General features: G+C 61.7%; 23 protein-coding genes. 14 read left to right on the forward strand and 9 right to left on the reverse strand.

From position 1 onward, the window contains the following. Positions 1–120 precede the first annotated feature (120 nt). Positions 121–1,035, forward strand: a complete 915-nt coding sequence (locus P7D22_RS13195) for a 3'-5' exonuclease (protein WP_319934758.1) — start codon at positions 121–123, stop codon at positions 1,033–1,035. 26 nt (positions 1,036–1,061) lie between these two features. Here P7D22_RS13195 and P7D22_RS13200 read toward each other — a convergent pair whose 3' ends face one another. From P7D22_RS13200 to P7D22_RS13225, 6 genes are all read right to left on the reverse strand, one after another. Beyond that, positions 1,062–1,568: an RES family NAD+ phosphorylase gene (locus P7D22_RS13200; protein ID WP_319934710.1), complete on the reverse strand. Its 507-nt coding sequence runs from the start codon at positions 1,566–1,568 to the stop codon at positions 1,062–1,064. A 9-nt stretch (positions 1,569–1,577) separates the two neighbouring features. Then, positions 1,578–1,928, reverse strand: a complete 351-nt coding sequence (locus tag P7D22_RS13205; protein WP_319934711.1) for an antitoxin Xre/MbcA/ParS toxin-binding domain-containing protein — start codon at positions 1,926–1,928, stop codon at positions 1,578–1,580. Between the two features lie 285 nt (positions 1,929–2,213). Next, entirely contained in the window at positions 2,214–3,443 is a 1,230-nt protein-coding gene (locus P7D22_RS13210; RefSeq protein ID WP_319934712.1) for an SAVED domain-containing protein, read from the reverse strand. After that, positions 3,436–4,356: an ATP-binding protein gene (locus P7D22_RS13215; RefSeq protein ID WP_319934713.1), complete on the reverse strand. Its 921-nt coding sequence runs from the start codon at positions 4,354–4,356 to the stop codon at positions 3,436–3,438. Before P7D22_RS13215 ends, P7D22_RS13210 begins: the two co-directional genes overlap by 8 nt. 2 nt (positions 4,357–4,358) lie before the next feature. Further along, the gene (locus tag P7D22_RS13220; protein ID WP_319934714.1) at positions 4,359–4,859 is read right to left on the reverse strand and encodes an HORMA-1 domain-containing protein; all 501 of its coding nucleotides are present in this window, start codon (positions 4,857–4,859) and stop codon (positions 4,359–4,361) included. Further along, a complete protein-coding gene (locus P7D22_RS13225) occupies positions 4,859–5,830 on the reverse strand; it encodes a CBASS oligonucleotide cyclase (protein ID WP_319934715.1) in 972 nt (323 codons plus the stop codon). Before P7D22_RS13225 ends, P7D22_RS13220 begins: the two co-directional genes overlap by 1 nt. Positions 5,831–5,978: 148 nt before the next feature. Between P7D22_RS13225 and P7D22_RS13230 the strand changes: the two genes are divergently transcribed. From P7D22_RS13230 to P7D22_RS13255, 6 genes are all read left to right on the forward strand, one after another. Continuing rightward, complete coding sequence (locus tag P7D22_RS13230) at positions 5,979–6,863, forward strand: abortive infection family protein (RefSeq protein ID WP_319934716.1); 885 nt, start codon at positions 5,979–5,981, stop codon at positions 6,861–6,863. Then, positions 6,860–7,393 carry a hypothetical protein gene (locus P7D22_RS13235; RefSeq protein WP_319934717.1) on the forward strand — a complete coding sequence of 178 codons (534 nt, stop codon included), beginning with the start codon at positions 6,860–6,862 and terminating at the stop codon, positions 7,391–7,393. Before P7D22_RS13230 ends, P7D22_RS13235 begins: the two co-directional genes overlap by 4 nt. After that, positions 7,393–8,016 carry a hypothetical protein gene (locus P7D22_RS13240; protein ID WP_319934718.1) on the forward strand — a complete coding sequence of 208 codons (624 nt, stop codon included), beginning with the start codon at positions 7,393–7,395 and terminating at the stop codon, positions 8,014–8,016. The genes P7D22_RS13235 and P7D22_RS13240 overlap by 1 nt, the downstream gene beginning before the upstream one ends. Further along, positions 8,013–8,966 carry a tyrosine-type recombinase/integrase gene (locus tag P7D22_RS13245; protein ID WP_319934719.1) on the forward strand — a complete coding sequence of 318 codons (954 nt, stop codon included), beginning with the start codon at positions 8,013–8,015 and terminating at the stop codon, positions 8,964–8,966. Before P7D22_RS13240 ends, P7D22_RS13245 begins: the two co-directional genes overlap by 4 nt. Positions 8,967–9,055: 89 nt before the next feature. Continuing rightward, complete coding sequence (locus P7D22_RS13250) at positions 9,056–9,457, forward strand: recombinase family protein (RefSeq protein ID WP_319934720.1); 402 nt, start codon at positions 9,056–9,058, stop codon at positions 9,455–9,457. Beyond that, positions 9,454–9,600 (forward strand): helix-turn-helix domain-containing protein, encoded by a 147-nt coding sequence (locus P7D22_RS13255; RefSeq protein ID WP_319934721.1) that lies wholly within the window; start codon positions 9,454–9,456, stop codon positions 9,598–9,600. The genes P7D22_RS13250 and P7D22_RS13255 overlap by 4 nt, the downstream gene beginning before the upstream one ends. Positions 9,601–9,611: 11 nt before the next feature. Here the strand turns inward: P7D22_RS13255 and P7D22_RS13260 are convergent, their stop codons facing one another. Then, entirely contained in the window at positions 9,612–11,054 is a 1,443-nt protein-coding gene (locus P7D22_RS13260; RefSeq protein WP_319934722.1) for a hypothetical protein, read from the reverse strand. Positions 11,055–11,268: 214 nt separating this feature from the next. Between P7D22_RS13260 and P7D22_RS13265 the strand changes: the two genes are divergently transcribed. Both P7D22_RS13265 and P7D22_RS13270 read left to right on the forward strand, forming a co-directional pair. Beyond that, positions 11,269–11,853: a recombinase family protein gene (locus P7D22_RS13265; protein WP_319934723.1), complete on the forward strand. Its 585-nt coding sequence runs from the start codon at positions 11,269–11,271 to the stop codon at positions 11,851–11,853. Further along, positions 11,853–12,293, forward strand: a complete 441-nt coding sequence (locus tag P7D22_RS13270; RefSeq protein ID WP_319934724.1) for a hypothetical protein — start codon at positions 11,853–11,855, stop codon at positions 12,291–12,293. The genes P7D22_RS13265 and P7D22_RS13270 overlap by 1 nt, the downstream gene beginning before the upstream one ends. 198 nt (positions 12,294–12,491) lie before the next feature. Here P7D22_RS13270 and P7D22_RS13275 read toward each other — a convergent pair whose 3' ends face one another. Beyond that, positions 12,492–13,373, reverse strand: coding sequence for a LysR family transcriptional regulator (locus P7D22_RS13275; RefSeq protein ID WP_319934725.1), 882 nt, complete (start codon positions 13,371–13,373; stop codon positions 12,492–12,494). An 87-nt stretch (positions 13,374–13,460) separates the two neighbouring features. Here P7D22_RS13275 and P7D22_RS13280 point away from each other — a divergent pair, with 87 nt between their 5' ends. Both P7D22_RS13280 and P7D22_RS13285 read left to right on the forward strand, forming a co-directional pair. Further along, a complete protein-coding gene (locus P7D22_RS13280) occupies positions 13,461–14,396 on the forward strand; it encodes an NAD-dependent epimerase/dehydratase family protein (protein ID WP_319934726.1) in 936 nt (311 codons plus the stop codon). 1 nt (position 14,397) lies between these two features. Continuing rightward, positions 14,398–14,799 carry an ester cyclase gene (locus tag P7D22_RS13285; protein WP_319934727.1) on the forward strand — a complete coding sequence of 134 codons (402 nt, stop codon included), beginning with the start codon at positions 14,398–14,400 and terminating at the stop codon, positions 14,797–14,799. Between the two features lie 14 nt (positions 14,800–14,813). Here P7D22_RS13285 and P7D22_RS13290 read toward each other — a convergent pair whose 3' ends face one another. Next, complete coding sequence (locus P7D22_RS13290; RefSeq protein WP_319934728.1) at positions 14,814–15,464, reverse strand: TetR/AcrR family transcriptional regulator; 651 nt, start codon at positions 15,462–15,464, stop codon at positions 14,814–14,816. A 108-nt stretch (positions 15,465–15,572) separates the two neighbouring features. Between P7D22_RS13290 and P7D22_RS13295 the strand changes: the two genes are divergently transcribed. The 3 genes from P7D22_RS13295 (at position 15,573) to P7D22_RS13305 (ending at position 17,166) form a co-directional block, all read left to right on the forward strand. Next, positions 15,573–16,259 (forward strand): MBL fold metallo-hydrolase, encoded by a 687-nt coding sequence (locus tag P7D22_RS13295; protein WP_319934729.1) that lies wholly within the window; start codon positions 15,573–15,575, stop codon positions 16,257–16,259. A gap of 345 nt (positions 16,260–16,604) precedes the next feature. After that, on the forward strand, positions 16,605–16,877 hold the full coding sequence (locus tag P7D22_RS13300) for a BrnT family toxin (protein WP_319934730.1): 273 nt from the start codon (positions 16,605–16,607) through the stop codon (positions 16,875–16,877). Then, positions 16,867–17,166: a BrnA antitoxin family protein gene (locus P7D22_RS13305; protein WP_319934731.1), complete on the forward strand. Its 300-nt coding sequence runs from the start codon at positions 16,867–16,869 to the stop codon at positions 17,164–17,166. The genes P7D22_RS13300 and P7D22_RS13305 overlap by 11 nt, the downstream gene beginning before the upstream one ends. Positions 17,167–17,202: the final 36 nt, after the last annotated feature.

Here is a 17,202-nt window from a genome sequence, read left to right on the forward strand (position 1 = left end):
GCATTGGCCGCGAAATTACCCCCTCAGGGGGTCACTATTGCGAGCGATTTTACAGATCTCCTTGCGCCAGAGCCGCCGTCGGGAGTTCAGGAAGCCGTGACGTCCAAACGACGGGCCGGTGTGACCGGACGTCGACGTGGCGCGCCGTCAGCCTTCGAACCGGAAGCCGCGGCCCGTCTGCTTGAGGCACATGGGGACTACCAGGTCCTACGCCGCCTTGTGCCGCGTGTCACCGCACCCTCGCGCCCGCTCATGCTTGGCGAACGGGTGGCCGTCATCGTCGACACGGAAACGACCGGGCTCGACCATAAACATGACGAGGTGATCGAGCTTGGGATGGTGGCCTTCATCCATGATGCAACCGGCACGGTGCTCGACGTCATCGACACCTTCAGCGCCTTGCAGGAACCCTCCCGGGCCATCGGTCCGGAGATCACGCGCCTGACCGGCATCACCGATGCCATGGTGGAAGGCCAGTGCATCGACATCGATGCGGTCGAGACTTTCATCGAAGTGGCTGATCTCGTTATCGCGCACAATGCGGCCTTCGACCGGCCGTTCTGTGAGCGGCTTACGCGCGGTTTCGACCCCAAGCCTTGGGGTTGCTCGGTCAAGGAGGTCGATTGGGCGACCCACGGTTTCGAGGGCAGCAAGTTGGGCTACCTGGTGGGCCAGTCGGGCCTATTCCACCAAGGCCATCGTGCGGTGGATGATTGCCATGCCCTGCTGGAGGTTCTGGCCCAGACCCGGCCTGAGCAGGAGCTGACGATGCTTGGCCACCTGCTCGTCCGCTCCGAGGCGACCCGAGTGCGGATCTGGGCCGAGGGGGCGCCCTATGATCTCAAGGATCAGCTGAAGAGGCGTGGCTATCGCTGGGACGGTGGCGGCGATGGCCGGCCACGGGCGTGGTGGGTCGAGGTCGATGAGGCTCTGGCCGAGGCCGAGATTGCGTATCTCGAGGGAGAGATCTACATGCGACGGGTGCGGCCGCGGGCGCAGCGGATCACAGCTTGTGAACGGTACAAGGCGTTGTGATCTCAATGGTGGCGCTGAGCCATGACCTACGTGATCGTGCCCGACAGCCGCTTTTCGTCGTCGATCAGGACGAGGCGCGCTGGAGCGGCACCGCCCCAGCGCCAAAGAACGAGATTGAGATCCGCGCCATTGGCGCCGAGCGCAAAGCTGCGGACGAGAAGGCCGTGAAATCCACGGGTTCCGAGCCGTGCCGCAAAAGCCTGCGTTGGTGCCACACCATGCACCTTCATGGTATCGCGCCAAGTCGGATCCGCCAACGCGCTAGTATCCATACCCTCTGCATGAAGCGCTGCTTCGTTTCTGCCGTCGAACACAGGGTCGATCTCGGCTTCATAAGAGACGAGCGTCGTCGGCTGTAGGCTGCCGACTTGATTGGCCTCCCGTATCGCTGTCATGATGGATAGTGAGGCATAGAGTGCCGGCGTGCCCTTCGCGTTGAAACGGCCGCCGTAAAGTTGCGCCCCAAGGCCTGATAAGGGCGAGCATGCGAACACAGGGTTCAGGGCACGGTAAAGCAGGCCGTTGTAGCGCAACTGCAATGCTTAGGCGTGGATGCCAGCATCAACTGCATCGATGAATTCGAGCACCTCGTCGGCACGACCGTCTTGGACAAGCTGCATAGCGGTCTGTCCGGAGAAGCCCGATAACGGCTGCGATCGATACCAGGCATAGGCAACAAGCGCCGAGCCGAACCGCGGCTCTGCCTTGTTGATAATCTCGACCATTTCACGCAAGCGTCGCTGCGTACGGTCGGAGCGGACCCGCTCCTTACGTTGCACAGCATCCTTTCCGAGACCTGCAGAGCGAGCAACATCCTCGCTGCTGGTCAGAAATGTATTTGCGATCTTGCGCGGGGCGAAGAAGCCGTCATGGGCATATTGTGCAAGGCTCATACGACACTCCCCAACCTGTACAATCAAACTGACATATAATGGCGTCAGAGTCACTGGCCTTCGAGGATGATGAGCCGGAGAGACCGCATGGTGCCCTGGTTTCAGGGTTGGTGGTTTAGAAGGGAACGGCTCCTCACTGGCAACGCCGATGGGGCAAAAGGCCTACCTTTTGCCCGAGGCGACTACCCGTCCAAAACCTATTGATTTATGGCCCAACGTCGCCGCGTTGATCCGAAATGGGCTTTCTTGTCCGTACATTATAACCGATTACTACCAGAGGCCGGTTCACGAAGACGGACTGAGCAGGGCTGCGGGTGTGTAGGGAACGCTCGCTGCAGGGTCATGCTCATAGGTTTGCACCCGGCCGAACGTGTTCAGCTGCTGTCCGATCATAACGGCGAGGCCGGCAGGCACGGCGAGGAACAAGTGAATAGTCCCCCGCGCTCCGAACTTCGCGGCCGCCGACCGGAGGGAGTCGATCGCGAAGCAGGCCAAGTTTTTCGCTTCGCCGCCGTTTAACTGGATGCGTGCCGGCCTCGGATCGGGGGGCGCAACATGGACCACCGCTCGAAGAGGTAGCCCGCTCGAGGAAAGTCGGAAATCGTGCGTTACGTCGTTCGTGACGGAGACCAGTAGCGCCAGATCGGACGCGGAAGGTGTATATGGGTGCGTGTCCGCTTTGAAGCCGCAAGGAGCATCGGCCGACTTCAAGCTCCAAGTTTCCGCTGGGGATCCGAATTTCGTCTGCTCTTGAAGCCAGCGGACTTCGATCGGACCAATCGACGGCAATGCCGAGCCCAGTGCGACAGCGGTCGGCAGCGATGGAAATCCACTCAGCTCGAGCGGATGCCCCCCACCACATTGCCGGAGCGTCTTCGCGATCGTTGCAATTGCAGGCAACAGATGATTGTTCCAGGCTCCTGCCTTCGCGTGCCTTCCATCGAACCGATGGCGCAAATCCGCAGAGAGGGCGAAGCCCGGGCCTTTCGGAAAATCGACCCGAGTGCTGACCCGCATCGTAATGGGTTCACCCGGCGCCAGCGTCTTTTCTACCGCGGCGAGGCGTTCACGAAGCGCTCTTTGGGCCACCAAAGCCGCAAAGGTCGTATCCAAAGGATCGGTCGCTGCCTTGAGGATGTTGAAGCCGCTCATCTCAGTCAAACCGATCATGGGGCCGAGCGTCGAACCCACATCGGCGTATCCGAGGCCACCCGCCGCGACCGGAACGGCAAAGAACCCATCACCAGCACGCACGCGCGTCATGATGCCGGGTGCCTCGACCTTGCGGATGACGTCCGACTTCGCGACCTCGGGGGTGACCAGCATCACCGCCGAAGAGGTGGTGTCCTCAGCGATCACCCGTTCGAGTTCCGCCTCGGTAACGGCGATTGGAAGGTCCGAGATGTCCTGCCAAGTCTGAATACCGTGATCGTAGAACGCCTCGACCAACAATCCGGCTTCGCTGGCGCGTTCGCGCTTGTAGCTCAGAAAGCAGACACCCGTAGGATTAGTCACCGGTTCCCTCGTTGAATTGCGGCGAGGCGTTCGTCGCCTTCGCGATCGCCAGTGCCCGGTCAAAACGGATCGGGGTGTTGGGAAAGGCGTCCAGCGCGATGCTCGGCAGAAGCCGCTGCGTCAGATCCGAATAGGTAAAGCCCGGCTCACTCTTGCGCGCGCCGGTCGCGTCAACCAGGGCAGCGAGCTGCTTCTCGTCGAACCCCACGCCCTCAAGGCCCTTCCTCAAGACGGCAAGCCGCTGCTCAGTCGTCGGCCGGCCGAAACGTAGGATCTCGGCGGCACGTCTCCTCACGGCCGGGTCGATCGCTCCCACCCGATTGGTGCACATGATCACGGCAACCGGCAATCGCGCTTCCGCCAGCTCGTTGATGCCGCGGATCAACGCATTCACTCCCGCCCGGTCCTCGTGATGCATCTGCTGTGTCTCACGCGACTGGGCCAGCGCGTCGGCCTCATCGATTAGTAGGATGTGTCCTGCCTTCGCTTGCCCTGTCTTCCCGCTTGATTTCCGGGCAGCCTCGACAAACTGATCGAATGCCGTCGTGACAAGCTGGGTCATTTCACCAACCAGGCCGCTGCCGCGCGATCCAAGGCTCAGGCGGTGAAGGGTCACTGGGATATTCGCGCTTCGCGCAACGGCGTCGCCGATGCTCTCCGCCAACGCCGTCTTGCCGGTCCCGACATCGCCAGCGAGGAGAAACAGGGGAGGACGCGCCTGAAAATGCGCGATCAGTGGCAGCACCTGCTTGTGGTGTTGCGTCGACCACCGCTCGATCGCTGCCCGATCGAGCGTGAGCATGAGCCCTTTCTCCAGCCGGGTACGCTGGTCGTCGATCCCGGTGAGCTGCGCTAGGCGCTTCCGGGCGTCCGGATCGGGATACTCGATGCTGGCTTCGAAGACGTCGGTCATACTCATGCCGCGCGAAAGGTCTGGCGCGAGACGCCTTCGCCGTTCGAGGAATAGCTCCGGTCGCTGCTCCAGCTTCCAAAGGCTGTAACAGGCGTATCGCCATTCACTCGATCCACCGGCAGGGTCGCCTTGAAGGCGGCGCGCTCGGAAGCCTCGAGTTGATCCCACGTCGCGCTGTAGGTCAGCCAGGAATAGAAGCTGGCCCCTGACACGTCGATCGTTGCTGGCACACGACCCGGACGATCGTCGCCGCTCAGCGTTCCGTCCGAACGCGCCTCGAATTTCAAAGAGAAGATGACTCTGCCGTCACGTTTGAAGCCGTATTCGACCGTCCCCAGGTAACGCTTGGCCAGTAGCATCGCTGCCTCCTCGGCGTACGCAGTCACATTGATTTCGGACGGGCGACCGTAGTGGGACCGCATCAAGTCGAGATCGGCCGCGATCTTCGACGTCACGTAGCGCGCGTGGGTGATGGTCCAGGATTGTGTTTGTGTACCCGACATCACGACCCCTTGAAGCTCAAGCCAAAAATTTCCTGCCATGCTTCGACGGCTTCGCCCTTGGTCGTCGCGCGCCGTGCGAACGCGATGGCGTCGAGTGCGTCCTCTGCCGCCTCGAGGATGATGTCGCGATCGGAGTCCCGGTACCGGCTGGCGACGTTGTTCTCCGGATTTACCGGATCGAAGATCTGGATCGGGTTGCCGTCGTCCTTCGCTTCAGATGAAGCGTAATAGTCGGAGAATACAATGCGTTCCGATAGACGAGTCCGCACGATGTAGGAGAAGAAATCAAACAACGCCTGAGCGTAATCATCGGCTTTGAAACCGTCGTCCATCAGTTTCGCTAGCAGGAGCTCGGTCATGAAGCTCTTGAATCGGAAGCCGTCCCGGCTGCTCTTCTGGATGCGCGCCCACCACTTGACGAGGCGCACCATCTGGCGGAAATGGGTCGGATGGTTGTCTTTTCGCGTGCGGATGAACTTCAGGTGCAGCGGGATGCTGGTCAGGACCCGGATTCCCGTGCTTGGCGGGATCAGATAGCCCCGGTCGTCCGGATCGTCTTCGTACAATACCGGGACGACATCGACGTTTAGGCCTGAGCCGCGAAATTCAACCGCAACGCAATGATGCTCAGGATGAATTTGATCGTCGTTCAAAATACCCTTGTAGGCTTCTCGTAGCCGCTCGGCGGTCCAATCAAGCAACTTACTTTCTTCTTGGGGCGCTTTTCCCGCTTTCACGTAGACCGCAACATCCATGTCGTTGAGGGTTTTAAGAGCGGTTCCCTTCTTCACGCTGCCCGAGTGCAGCATTTTGACCAGATCGAACCCCGGATGGTCCGAGATGTAGCCGGTGAGCCGATCCCGCAGCCGCGCAACCTGTTGCCGGTACTCCGCAACATCGGCCGTCTTCAGGTTCACCCGATCGGCGGCAAATGAGGCAATGTCGGCGTGAGTAACGATCTTATCGAGCAACGGTCGCCCCTTTTTACCCAATAAATTTAGTTAGCTAGCTGTGCCGTTCAAGGCCTTGTTCGTGATCCGTTCGGACCAATGCACCGCTGGACCTATGCAACTTAATCAAATCGATGATAATGTCCTTTATCAATTTATGCAGAATACCATGCCACTGCTCTTTTCCCCCTTCCTGATGGGCGCCCTGGCCGAGGTCATCACTGGCGGCAGCGGCAACGATCCCACACCGCCCATAGGCGTTTATCGATCCGCCTCCCGGATCGAGCAGTTCTTCCTAAATTGCGGGGTCATGATGAGCATCGGTGGCAGCTCGCGCGTTCCCGCCGCGACCGAGGCGCTGCGGGGTATCTTCTCCCAAGAGGACGAAGCGACACTGATGCGGATCATTGTCGCTGTCTGCGATCCCAGGGGCTACCTCAAGGAGCGAGAGAAGGGACCGGCCGTGGTCGCCCGGCTCAACGCGGCGCTTGAGCCGGATGGCTATGAAATCATGGTCATCAACGGGAAGCCCAGAGTCGCGAAGCGCACCGCGACAGGCGCGATCGTCAACGCCATGGCCGAAAAGACGGCCTTGCTCGATTTCGACACCGTGCAGCGGGACATCGAGCGGGCGCAGAAAGGCCTGTCCGATGATCCGGAGGTGACGGTCACGGCGGCTTGCTCCTTGATCGAGTCCGTCTGCCGCTCAATCCTGATCGAGCTGGACCTTCCACTGCCGCTCAAGAAGGACATCGACGGCCTGATCCGTGCCGTGCAGGAGCCTTTAGGCCTTTCACCCGGCAGGACCGACTTGCCACCGGAGATCGAGGGCGACGTTCGTCAGGTTCTCGGCGGCTTGACCAGTGTCGCCAAAGGAATTGGGGCGCTGCGCACCCATGCCGGCACCGCCCATGGCCGTGAGAAGGGCTTCCGGCGTGTCGACCCTCGGATAGCACGGCTGGCGGTCAACGCGGCCGGTTCGATCGCCTTGTTCCTGATAGAAACATGGGAGCAGCGCCAGCATCGCGCCCTGCCCTTGCGCGAGGTCGCATGACCCAGCTCGATCCCGTCGTCATGGACGCCGCCGCTCACTTCCAGAATTCAACGCTCCGGGAGCGCATCGTCGAGCATGTGTTTGTCGGCCAGGCGCTGAAGGCGCTTTGGTGTCGGGGCGTGGTCGACGTGGAGGTGCTGCGCTCCGAATTCGATGCTCATGGGTATGATCTGGTGATGGCCCGGGCGGAGACGGTGCGCCACATCCAGTTCAAGACCGGATCGACCGTAAAGCCAGGCGAGGTCTCTGTATCGACCACCCTGGCGGCCAAGCCGAGCGGTTGCGTCCTATGGATCAGGGTGACGCCGCAGCTCGACATGGGGCCATATTTCTGGTTCGGCGGCGCGCCCGGCCAACCACTCCCCTCGCTCGCGGAGTATCCCTCTCCCAGGCGGCCAACCCATAACAAGGCCGGCGAGCGGCCATTGCGCAAGAACCATAGGCTTATCCCTGGGAAAGCCTTCAGTCTTCTTCCCACAATGGATGCGGTGCTCGACGAGCTGTTCAGCCCACAAAGGGAAGTCAGCTGATGTGGAGCGAAATCGGAGAGGTCATCAAGGCTGTCGCCCCGGTCTTCACGGCGGGCGCAGCCTGCTTTGGGGCGTTCATCGCCTACAAAGGCTTGGAAAAATGGAGGGTTGAAACCGTTGGCCGCCGCAGGATCGAGCTGGCCGAGGATGTTCTGGCTGACTTCTATGAAGCACAAGACCTGTTCCGGTGGATCAGATCCCCGACGGCGCATAGTCACGAAAGCGAAGGGCGTCCTGGTAGGGATCAAGATCCTGATGACCTCCGCCAGCACCGCGATACCTTCTATGTGCCTTTCAAGAGGCTAAGCGACAGTGCAGAGTTTTTCGCAAGGCTAAGAGCCCGCCGATATCGGGTGATTGCCACCTTCGGACCAGACGCAGCGAGTGCCTATGAGGATCTTCACAAGGTGCAGGTGAGGATTGCTGTGGCTGCGCAAGCGCTTATGAGGCTGCGACCGGGTTCTTCCAGCGAGCGCCAGGTCATGCGTGAGGAGAAACTGGAACGAGACGTATGGGAGGGCTACGGCGATCCCGACGAAATCAAGAACATCATCTCGGACACCATTTCAGAGGTCGAAAAGCGGTTCCGGCCAGAGGCCTCGAAGGGCATGGCAAAGCCATGACCCTGCTTGTCCATAACGCTTTGCCTGCTCCTGCTTTGGTAGCGGCTGCCGGCGACCGTGCCTCCTATCGCTTCCTGGAATTCTTCACGGCCCAGATCAGGAACCCGCACACGCGGCGCTCCTATTTGCGCGGCGTCGGCGACTTCCTGACCTGGCTGGAGGCACATGGCGTCACGTCGATCGCCGACGCCGCTTCCCTGCACGTCGCGGCCTACATCGAGGAGCTAGGGCGGGAGCAGTCGGCTCCGACCGTGAAGCAGCGCTTGGCAGCGATCCGGCGGCTGTTTGATTGGCTCGCCTCGGGCGGCGTGCTGCCGTTCAACCCAGCCTCGGCCGTCCGAGGCCCCCGCCACTCGGCCAAGGTCGGCAAGACGCCCGTGCTCGATCCCGAGGAGGCCAGGACGCTGCTCGACACGATTGACACCGGCACGCCGGCCGGCTTGCGTGACCGCGCCCTGATCGGCCTCATGGTCTACAGCTTCGCCCGTGTGAACGCTGCCCTCGGCATGAAGGTCGAGGACGTGTTCGTTCAGAACCGACGTCTTTGGGTACGGCTGAACGAGAAGGGCGGCAAGCGGCACGAGATGCCCTGCCATCACAATCTCGAAGCCTATCTTCACGCCTACATCGATGGTTGCGGCCTGGGCGACGATCCGAAGGGGCCGCTGTTCCGCACGATCGGCCGCGGCACGCGCCAGCTCAGCGCGGCCGTCATGGCCCAGCCCGACGCCTACACGATGATCCGCAAGCGGGCCCGGGCGGCCGACATCGAGACCAAGGTGGGAAATCACACCTTCAGGGCCACCGGCATCACGGCCTACCTGAAGAACGGCGGTACCCTGGAGAAGGCGGCTGCCATGGCAAACCACGCCAGCACCAAGACCACCCAGCTCTACGATCGTCGCCGCGACGAGATGAGTCTCGACGAGGTCGAGCGCATTCTGATCTAAGTTTCGCACTTCTTAAGTTATGGTCCGACGTCGCCGCGTTGAACCGAACAGGCTTTTCCGGTCCGTAAATCCCAGCCACATTGTGAGCCATGATTTACGGCTATGCGCGCGTCAGCACGAACGCCCAGGACCTCGCCGCCCAGATCGGCCAGCTCGAGGCCGCCGGCTACGAGCGCATCTTCCACGACAAGCTGTCCGGGCTGAACACCGACCGCCCCCGTCTGCGCAAGCTCCTCGAGGAGGCCGCCCGAGGCGATATCGTTATTACCCCAGCGATCGACCGCCTGTCTCGAGACACGGCCGACCTTCTGACGTTCGCCCGCGACTTGAAGGCGGCCGGCGTCGCGCTCCGCTACCTCGCCGAGCTGATCATCGACACGTCAAGCGAGCTGGCGGACGTTGTGCTTGCCGTCCTCGGCCTCGCCGCAAAGCTTGAGCATAAGCGGTTGGGGAGCGCCGGCCGGCCGGCCGGGCGAAGGCGGACGGGGTGAAGTTCGGGCCGAAGCACAAGCTCACGGCGCACCAGCAGCGTGAGGCAGTCCGGCGGCGCGATGCCGGCGAGTCGCCGGCCGGCATTGGCCGGAGCTTCAACGTCAGCCGCCAGACGATTTCCCGCCTGCCAAGTGGCGCATGAGTGATAATCGTTTAACGGTCTGCTAAACCAAAATTTATCGAGTATTCTTTGAGCTTTTCGAGAATGTAAATAGCAAGCTTGTTCTGAGTAGACTCGGATGATGCCTTATGGTGAAACTCAAGGGCTACTTTGTCTGCTATACCCTGATCAAATACTGCATCTGTCTGTAGTCCAGGTGTCAGTGAATTTTCATAAACTAGGCCTGGAATATGAGCACCAGCCGTTTCAGATAAATCAAGGAGAGATTTGTTTATCGATCGATGGTGAGTTTCAGAAGCCGCTTGGATTGCATCGTAAGAGCTGAAGGTTTTTTCACTTACGTTGCTACCATACTCCCTATTATCCGTGGCCTCCCCCATTAAAAACCTGAACAGCTCGCATGACTTTATCACTCGTGTGGCATTGCCCTTATCTGCCCTTACGCCATTTACTAGACTGTTCAAAGTCTGATCTGCGCTTTGCAAGGCAGAATGGACAACAGCACTTGCTGAAACAGTCACAAGCTGCGCGTTGAATAAAGCAATCACGTGAGGTAACGCCGATTTTAAATCGGTCGCTCGGTTGCTCCACCACTCGGCAACGTTTGACTTTTTTGTATACATCAACAGGCGAGAGGCTTCGATGTAGTAGCTATCTGCCCGCCTCAGTGATCGAGCTATTTCACGGATCTTTGGGTCACCGGAGCTTATCGACACTACTAGCGTCGGGAAGCTCACGCCCATGTCACCAATATCGAACCGCTCAGCTATGAGGTTTTGTAGCGCGTCCAGAAAGGCTCCTACACGCTCATTAGACCCTGTCAGGACATCGATTTCTGTTTCCGATATGGCAGCGTCTTCTAATCGCCAGTTGGCCACTTGAAGTATTTTTTCTAGGACCGACCGAAAACGGCTTGGAGCAATTCCAGCGAGCGATAGCTCAGCTTGAGGACCGAAAGCGCTTTTACCACCAACCCGCTCGAGCAGCGCTATAAGTTTTCCGGAGAAAGACTTGTCAGTTACAGGCCATACGACCAGCAAGTCACTTCGGGACCTGAGTATGCCATTTAGAGCGCCTAAAAAGGTCTGGTATTCAGGCTCATCAAAATAAGGGGCCTCCCGGCCATCAAAGTTGACGACCGTAAACTTTTTTGAGCGCGCAACACTTGCGAGGAAAGCCGGAATTTGACCAACTTCCAACTCATGAGGAGGAGGCAACCGGATAACAGTAGATATTGTGTCAGGTAAAAATACTTCTAGACTATGTATGAATGTGCTCTTTCCGGTACCGCTTGAAGCGCTAAGAAATAAAACCTTTCCTTGTGAAGAACTCTGCGCAGCTGCAATAAAGCGTTTCATTGCAGCCAAGTCTTCATCTGGTGATATGAAAGTAGCCTTTGCCCGATCGCCGAAAGCCCCGACAAGGGGTTCATATCGGGTGGGGAGGGACGTTATTTTCGCGTTCATCGGTGCCATATGTACCGCAACATATCCGATTATGAGCCTAGAACGTAAGCTCTTTGGGCAGGCCTAGGCCTCACATAGTGGATGCCGTCACACTCTCAAACGACCGTTTATGAGACATAGACCGGAGCGCATCTGGGAACCCGCTTTATCGACATCCTGAATGTATCTTTTGTATGTAACTAAATCTATTGCCAAAGATACGGTATTTCGCTATAAATGAGACATGCTGATCGGCTACGCACGCGTCTCAACCGAAGACCAGAACCTCGACATGCAGCGCGATGCCCTCCACCGGGTCGGCTGCAATCGGATTTTCGAGGAAAAGATGTCCGGCCGGGTGGGCACTAAGCGGCCCGAACTGGATGCCGCTCTCGCCTTCTTGCGGCCCGAGGACCAGCTGGTGGTTTGGAAGATCGACCGCCTCGGCCGCTCCCTGCGCGAGATGATCGAAACCGCCCACCTGCTGCAGGAGCGGAACGTCAGGCTGCGCTCGCTGACCGAGAACGTGGACACCGAGACCGCCACCGGCCGGCTGATGTTCAACTTTCTCGGCACGATCGCAGAGTATTTTCTCGACCTCAACCGCGAGCGCACGATGGAAGGCCTCAAGGCCGCCCTGGCACGAGGTCGCAAGGGCGGCCGGCGCCGGCTGTTGGCCGAGAAGGATCTTGAGATTGGGCGCGCCTTGCTCGCCGCCGGTACCATTCCGGTGGCCGAGGTGGCCAAGCGCCTCGGCGTGAGCCGGCAGACGCTCTACCGCTACTTCCCGCAGGCGCGAGCCCGCAGCCAGGTCAGGGAGCAGGCCTGATGCCGATCCGACCGGAGAACCGCTTCTTCTACCCGATCGACTGGGTGCAACTGTCGGCCGTGATCCGGTTCGGACGGGCGAAGGGCTGCTGTGAGGGGTGCGGCCGGCCGCATGGCAAGCTGGTGACCCACCTGGGCGATGGCCGCTGGTGGGACGCGCAGGCCCGGGTCTGGCGCAACGGCCGCGGTCGGCGTCTTAAGCTGGCCCCTCTCGAGAGCCTGCCGCCTGACATGGCGGTGCAGACCACGCGCGTGTTCCTGGCCTGCGCGCACCTGGACCATGACGTGGGCAACAACGAACCGACCAACCTGCGGGCGCTTTGCCAACGCTGTCACATCATCCACGATCGAGCCGAGCACCTGCGGCAGCGGTGGTTCACCTACCGGCTTAGGAAAGCCATGGGTGACCTGTTCCTTGGTCCCTACCCGTTTCGCCACTGACGCTCAGTCGACCGCGTGCGGCGGTCTCTTTTGCGTCGTCTATTTGGGATAGGTCTCTTTTGGGTGGTCCGGCTAGGACCAATAGAGACCGGAGCTGCCGGTGCGCATGGGGTCTACCTAAAAAGCACTCTCTGGATTAACTGCTTTTCTCAGAAAGGATGGTCTTTCGGGAACACGCCGCAACGGGTAGTCGCCCGTTCAGGCCGCACTGCGCAACGCTTCGATTAATGTATCGAACACCACCCGGTAGCGGGCGCTGGTCTTCAGGTCCTCGTGCATCGCGACCCACAGCGGGAGGGGGAAGGTTATTTCCTCCAGCACGCGCACCAGTGATGAGTCGCGTCGTGCGATAGCCACTTGGCAGAGGCCGATGCCGAACCCGGCGCGAATGGCAGCTAGCTGGGCCAGGTTACTGTCCGTGCGCAGCGCGAAGCTGCTCCGACCCATACCGGGCAGGTGGGCTACCATCGCGCGCAACGCGGGCGTCTCCGTGTCGAAGCCGATCAGGTCTTGCCCGGCAAGGTCCGCGAGCGTGGCCGGCGTGCCGCGGCGTTTCAGATAGTCCCGGCGCGCGTGAAAGCCGAGATCGGCGGCCGGCAGCCGGCGGGCGATCAGCGCGCCCTGCGTCGGCTCGATGTTCCTCACGGCAATGTCGGCCTCGCGCCGCAGCAGGTCGTCGACGCGGTCGGTGAGCGCCAGCTCGATCGCGAGACGGGGATGATCGGCCCGCAACCGGGCGAGAATGGGCGGCAGATGCTCGACGCCAACGACGTCGCTGGCGCTGATCCGCACCGTACCCGCCACATCGCCCGCCGTGCCGCTGGCGGTGCGCAGCAGCGCCGCGGCGGTCGATGCCATCGTCTCGGCATGGGGTCGCAGCGCGAGCGCAAGATCGGTGGGTGCAAGCCCGCGCTGGGAGCGCACGAACAGGTCGCCGCCCAAAGCGGCCTCCAACGCATCGATATGGCGGGCGACCGTTGGCTGGGTCATCCCGAGCCGCCGCGCCGCGCCCGACAGTGAACCATCTTCGATTACCGCCAGCAACGTGCGGTACAGCGCCCAGTCGGGATCGGCGTTCATACATTCTCGTATAGCAGAGCAACGTATTACTGCAATTCGCGTGTCGGCCCGAACACGCCATTCTCCCCATCGACAAGGAGACAGGCAATGAACGGACTGACTGTGGTGTTCGGCAGTGGCGCAGTGGGCCGCCCGATCATCGAAACGCTCGCTGCCAGGGGCGACCGGGTGCGGGTGGCGCAGCGCGGCACGCCCGAGAGCCTGCCGGTCGGCGTCGAGCATGTTGCTTGCGACGTGCTCGACAGGGACGCGGTTACTCGTGCGGTCGAGGGCGCGGCGCAGATCGTTTTGGCGGTCGCCTTTCCCTATGATGCGCGGGTGTGGCGCACCGCATGGCCACAGGCGATGGCGAACGTGCTCGCCGCCTGCGCCACGTCGGGTGCGCGGCTAGTATTCATCGACAACCTTTACCAACTCGGCCCGCAGCACGAGCCTCGCCGCGAGGACATGGCGCTGAGCGACACGGGCGAAAAGCCCGCGATCCTGGCGACCGTCACGCGCATGTGGATGGCGTCGCGCGACCGGGTGCGGGTGGCGGCGCTGCGCTGCCCGGACTTCTACGGGCCGGGTGTCGGCCACTCGCACCTCGGCGCCTTCGCGCTCGGCGAGCTGGCCAAGGGCAAGCCCGCGCAGCTGCTGGTGCCGCCCGACACGCCCCACGACTTCGCCTATGTACCCGACATCGCGCGCGCGGCGGTGACGCTGCTCGACGCGCCTGACGACGCCTTCGGGCGTGCCTGGAACGTGCCGTGTGCGCCGACCCGTTCCCCGCGCGAGCTGCTCGCGATCGGCGCGGCGACGCTGGACCAGCGCAACCGGATCTGGGCGGTGCCGCTGTGGCTGATGCGGCCGCTCGGCCTCGTCTACCGGATGGCGAAGGAGGTGGTCGATGTCGGCTTCACCTGGGACCGGCCCTATGTTGTCGATGCGAGCGCGTTCACCTGCCGCTTCGGCTTCGTCCCCACGCCCTTCGCGGTCGGCATGCCCGCCAGCGCGCGCTCCTTTGTCGTGAAGGAGCTCTGACATGGCCAGCTTTCACGACATCGCCACGCGCTGGCTCGATCTGTGGAACGGGGATACGACGGCGCTGGACGCGATCGTCGCCGAAAGCGTCATCACCCATGCCGTGCTGATCGGACAGGTGACGGAGGAGCCGATGATTGGGCGCGATGCGCTTGGTTCCTGGATCGCGCAGATGCAGGCGGCGATGCCGGCGTTGCGCTTCTCGGTCGAGGTCGGGCCGCTGATCGACGGCGACCTGATCGCGCTGCGCTGGCGCGTGCAGGGCGAGCACGGGGCGGCACGGGTGAGCTTCACCGGCACTGACATGCTGCGCGTCGCGGGCGAGCGGATCGTCGAATATTGGGTCAACAGCGACACCTCGCTGATGATGGCGCAGATGCAGGCCGCTTCGCCGCCTTCGTGAGGGCGACCGGCCTGCTACCCCTTGGGCCGTAACCCAGCGACGAACAGCTCGACTACCTGCCCCGAAAGGTCGTCGATCGCCTCTGCGCCGGTGTCTCTTTCGACGAGGCGATCAATCGTCAGGAGTGTCAGCCCGTGGACGAGCGACCACGCCGCGATCGAGGCCGCGCCGACCCTAGCGGTATCGTTCGGGTCGATGTCGAACGAGCCGTTCTGGGCGCCGGCAAGAATGACGCCGTGCAATTGGTTTCTGGCGACGCCGATGGCGTCCAGCAGCGCAGGGGGCAGCCCTTCGACACTCGGTAACGCTTGCCCGAACATGAGCCGGTACAAGGCGGGATTGGAGACGCCGAACGCAACATAGGCTTTACCGAGGGCCGCGAGCAGGTCAGCCGGCGCGGTGAGGCCGGCAACGGCGCCGGCGCCACGCTCGCCCATCGCCTCGTAGCCGGCGACCCCGATGGCGGCGAGCAGTGCTTCCTTGTCGGCAAAGTGACGATAGGGCGCGTTGTGGCTGACTTCGGCCCGGCGGGCGACCTCCCTCAACGAGAAGTCCCAGCGGCTCGTCTCCGCAAGGATCGCCTGTGCGCTTTCCAGCAGCGCGCGACGGAGATCGCCGTGATGATAGGGGGATGCCGGTGGTTCGAGTTGTTTCAGCTTTGCCATGAACGTTCTTTAGTCCAGCTTGTTGACAGTGCCAACACTCGGTCTATGTTGGCGCTAGCAACATTCGGTCGGGTGGCTGCCCCGCGCTGGTAGAAGGCGAGAACGACCATGAAGAAGATCATCGACGACGCCTGGCTGCTGGGGCTCGGCAACGCCAATGCGGTGCTGCTGCGCGACGGCGACGACTTGGTGCTGTTCGACGCCGGCTTCCCGGACAAGGAGCAGGTGGTGTTCGATGCCATCGACCAGCTCGGCAAGCGCCGCTCGGACCTCAAGCACCTGATCTTCACGCATGGCCATCCGGACCATATCGGCAGCGCGGCCGCGATCGTGCGCGAGACGGGCGCGACGACGTGGATGCACGCGGCCGATGCGCCGCTCGCCGAGACGGGCGGCCCGTTTCGCTCGATGACGCGCGCGCCGGGCCTGATGCACGCCCTCGTCTTTCGCATGGTGTGGAACCCGGAGGAGCGGATGCAGCCGTTCGGGATCGACAGGCACATGGCGGATGGCGATGTGCTGCCTCTTGCCGGCGGCCTCCGGGTGATCGGAACACCCGGTCACTGTGCTGGGCAGGTGGCGTTCCTCTGGCGAGGCGAGCGACTGCTGATCGGGGGCGACGCATTCATGAACGTCTTCGGCCTCGCCGATCCGGTCGGTTTCGAGGACGAAGCGGAAGGGCGGCGCAGCCAACGCAAGCTGGCTGCGCTACAGTTTGATGCAGCCGCCTTCGGCCATGGTGGTGCGCTCACCTCCAAGGCGGCCTCTCGCATCCGTCACAAGCTCGGCATGTAGCGGCGCCTCGCGGAGGACTTTCCCGGTTGGGAACGTGTGGCGGGAAAGCCGGAACCGGTCGGTGATTGCACAAGCAAGGCGACCTTTGTTTTCTCGAAATCTGTTCCCGATTGGCCTTTCCCGAAATTTTCCGATGCTCACGGGATAACGGGAAGCCTCGACAGGCCCAAATGACCCGTTTGGGATGCGCTGGAATGCTGCGGAACAATCGCATCGATCGACACCGGCCCAAAGCGGACTGGTCTCCTTAAGGCACACCCATAGTGAACCACATCAAGGCCTATGCCAGCACCAAGTTTGTAGTTGCGATTTGACCCTAGATCAGATCGAAACTACGTATAGCCCATGCGGATCATTTGGGACGAGCCGAAGCGGCGCCTGAACATCAAAGCTCACGGGCTCGACTTCTCCGATTTTGAGGCCGGCTTCGATCTTGAGACGGCTATCCGCTTCGAAGCCTATGCAAGCCCGACCGGCCGCGCCCGCTATGCCCTCATTGGCTGGTATCGTGGGAAGCTGGTCACGGTCGGCATCGTGTCGCCGCTTGGCGTCGAAGCCCTGTCCCTAGTGAGCTTCCGCCCCGCATCGAAGAAGGAAAGGGCAGCCTATGGCTTCTGAGACTCACGCCCCCGGATACGTGCCGAACCCGAATTACACCCAGGAGGATTGGGATGACGTTCATAGCCCCGAGCTAACGGACGAGCAGCTTGCCGGCGGCCGGCCGGCGGTTGAGGTGTGGCCGGAGCTTGTCGAGGCGGTGCGCAAGCGTCGCGGCCCGCAGAAGGCGCCGACCAAGGCCCAGCTTACCCTTCGGGTCGATCGCGAGGTGATTGAGGCCTACCGGGCAAGCGGAGCCGGCTGGCAAGTCCGCATGAACGAGGCGCTGCGCAAGGGCGCGGGGCTTTAGGAGGGGCCGATATTCGGGCCATCAGCCTTGGTGGCC

The sequence above is a fragment of the Lichenihabitans sp. Uapishka_5 genome (assembly GCF_033947565.1).
Taxonomy (GTDB): Bacteria; Pseudomonadota; Alphaproteobacteria; order Rhizobiales; family Beijerinckiaceae; genus Lichenihabitans.

Excerpts from the sequence above, each read along its gene's own strand:
- P7D22_RS13205 (WP_319934711.1), bottom strand. The coding sequence starts at position 1,928 with ATGAGCCTTGCACAATATGCCCATGACGGCTTCTTCGCCCCGCGCAAG.
- P7D22_RS13215 (WP_319934713.1), bottom strand. The coding sequence starts at position 4,356 with ATGACCGACGTCTTCGAAGCCAGCATCGAGTATCCCGATCCGGACGCC.
- P7D22_RS13220 (WP_319934714.1), bottom strand. The coding sequence starts at position 4,859 with ATGTCGGGTACACAAACACAATCCTGGACCATCACCCACGCGCGCTAC.
- P7D22_RS13230 (WP_319934716.1), top strand. The coding sequence starts at position 5,979 with ATGCCACTGCTCTTTTCCCCCTTCCTGATGGGCGCCCTGGCCGAGGTC.
- P7D22_RS13235 (WP_319934717.1), top strand. The coding sequence starts at position 6,860 with ATGACCCAGCTCGATCCCGTCGTCATGGACGCCGCCGCTCACTTCCAG.
- P7D22_RS13240 (WP_319934718.1), top strand. The coding sequence starts at position 7,393 with ATGTGGAGCGAAATCGGAGAGGTCATCAAGGCTGTCGCCCCGGTCTTC.
- P7D22_RS13245 (WP_319934719.1), top strand. The coding sequence starts at position 8,013 with ATGACCCTGCTTGTCCATAACGCTTTGCCTGCTCCTGCTTTGGTAGCG.
- P7D22_RS13250 (WP_319934720.1), top strand. The coding sequence starts at position 9,056 with ATGATTTACGGCTATGCGCGCGTCAGCACGAACGCCCAGGACCTCGCC.
- P7D22_RS13260 (WP_319934722.1), bottom strand. The coding sequence starts at position 11,054 with ATGGCACCGATGAACGCGAAAATAACGTCCCTCCCCACCCGATATGAA.
- P7D22_RS13265 (WP_319934723.1), top strand. The coding sequence starts at position 11,269 with ATGCTGATCGGCTACGCACGCGTCTCAACCGAAGACCAGAACCTCGAC.
- P7D22_RS13270 (WP_319934724.1), top strand. The coding sequence starts at position 11,853 with ATGCCGATCCGACCGGAGAACCGCTTCTTCTACCCGATCGACTGGGTG.
- P7D22_RS13275 (WP_319934725.1), bottom strand. The coding sequence starts at position 13,373 with ATGAACGCCGATCCCGACTGGGCGCTGTACCGCACGTTGCTGGCGGTA.
- P7D22_RS13280 (WP_319934726.1), top strand. The coding sequence starts at position 13,461 with ATGAACGGACTGACTGTGGTGTTCGGCAGTGGCGCAGTGGGCCGCCCG.
- P7D22_RS13285 (WP_319934727.1), top strand. The coding sequence starts at position 14,398 with ATGGCCAGCTTTCACGACATCGCCACGCGCTGGCTCGATCTGTGGAAC.
- P7D22_RS13290 (WP_319934728.1), bottom strand. The coding sequence starts at position 15,464 with ATGGCAAAGCTGAAACAACTCGAACCACCGGCATCCCCCTATCATCAC.
- P7D22_RS13295 (WP_319934729.1), top strand. The coding sequence starts at position 15,573 with ATGAAGAAGATCATCGACGACGCCTGGCTGCTGGGGCTCGGCAACGCC.
- P7D22_RS13300 (WP_319934730.1), top strand. The coding sequence starts at position 16,605 with ATGCGGATCATTTGGGACGAGCCGAAGCGGCGCCTGAACATCAAAGCT.
- P7D22_RS13305 (WP_319934731.1), top strand. The coding sequence starts at position 16,867 with ATGGCTTCTGAGACTCACGCCCCCGGATACGTGCCGAACCCGAATTAC.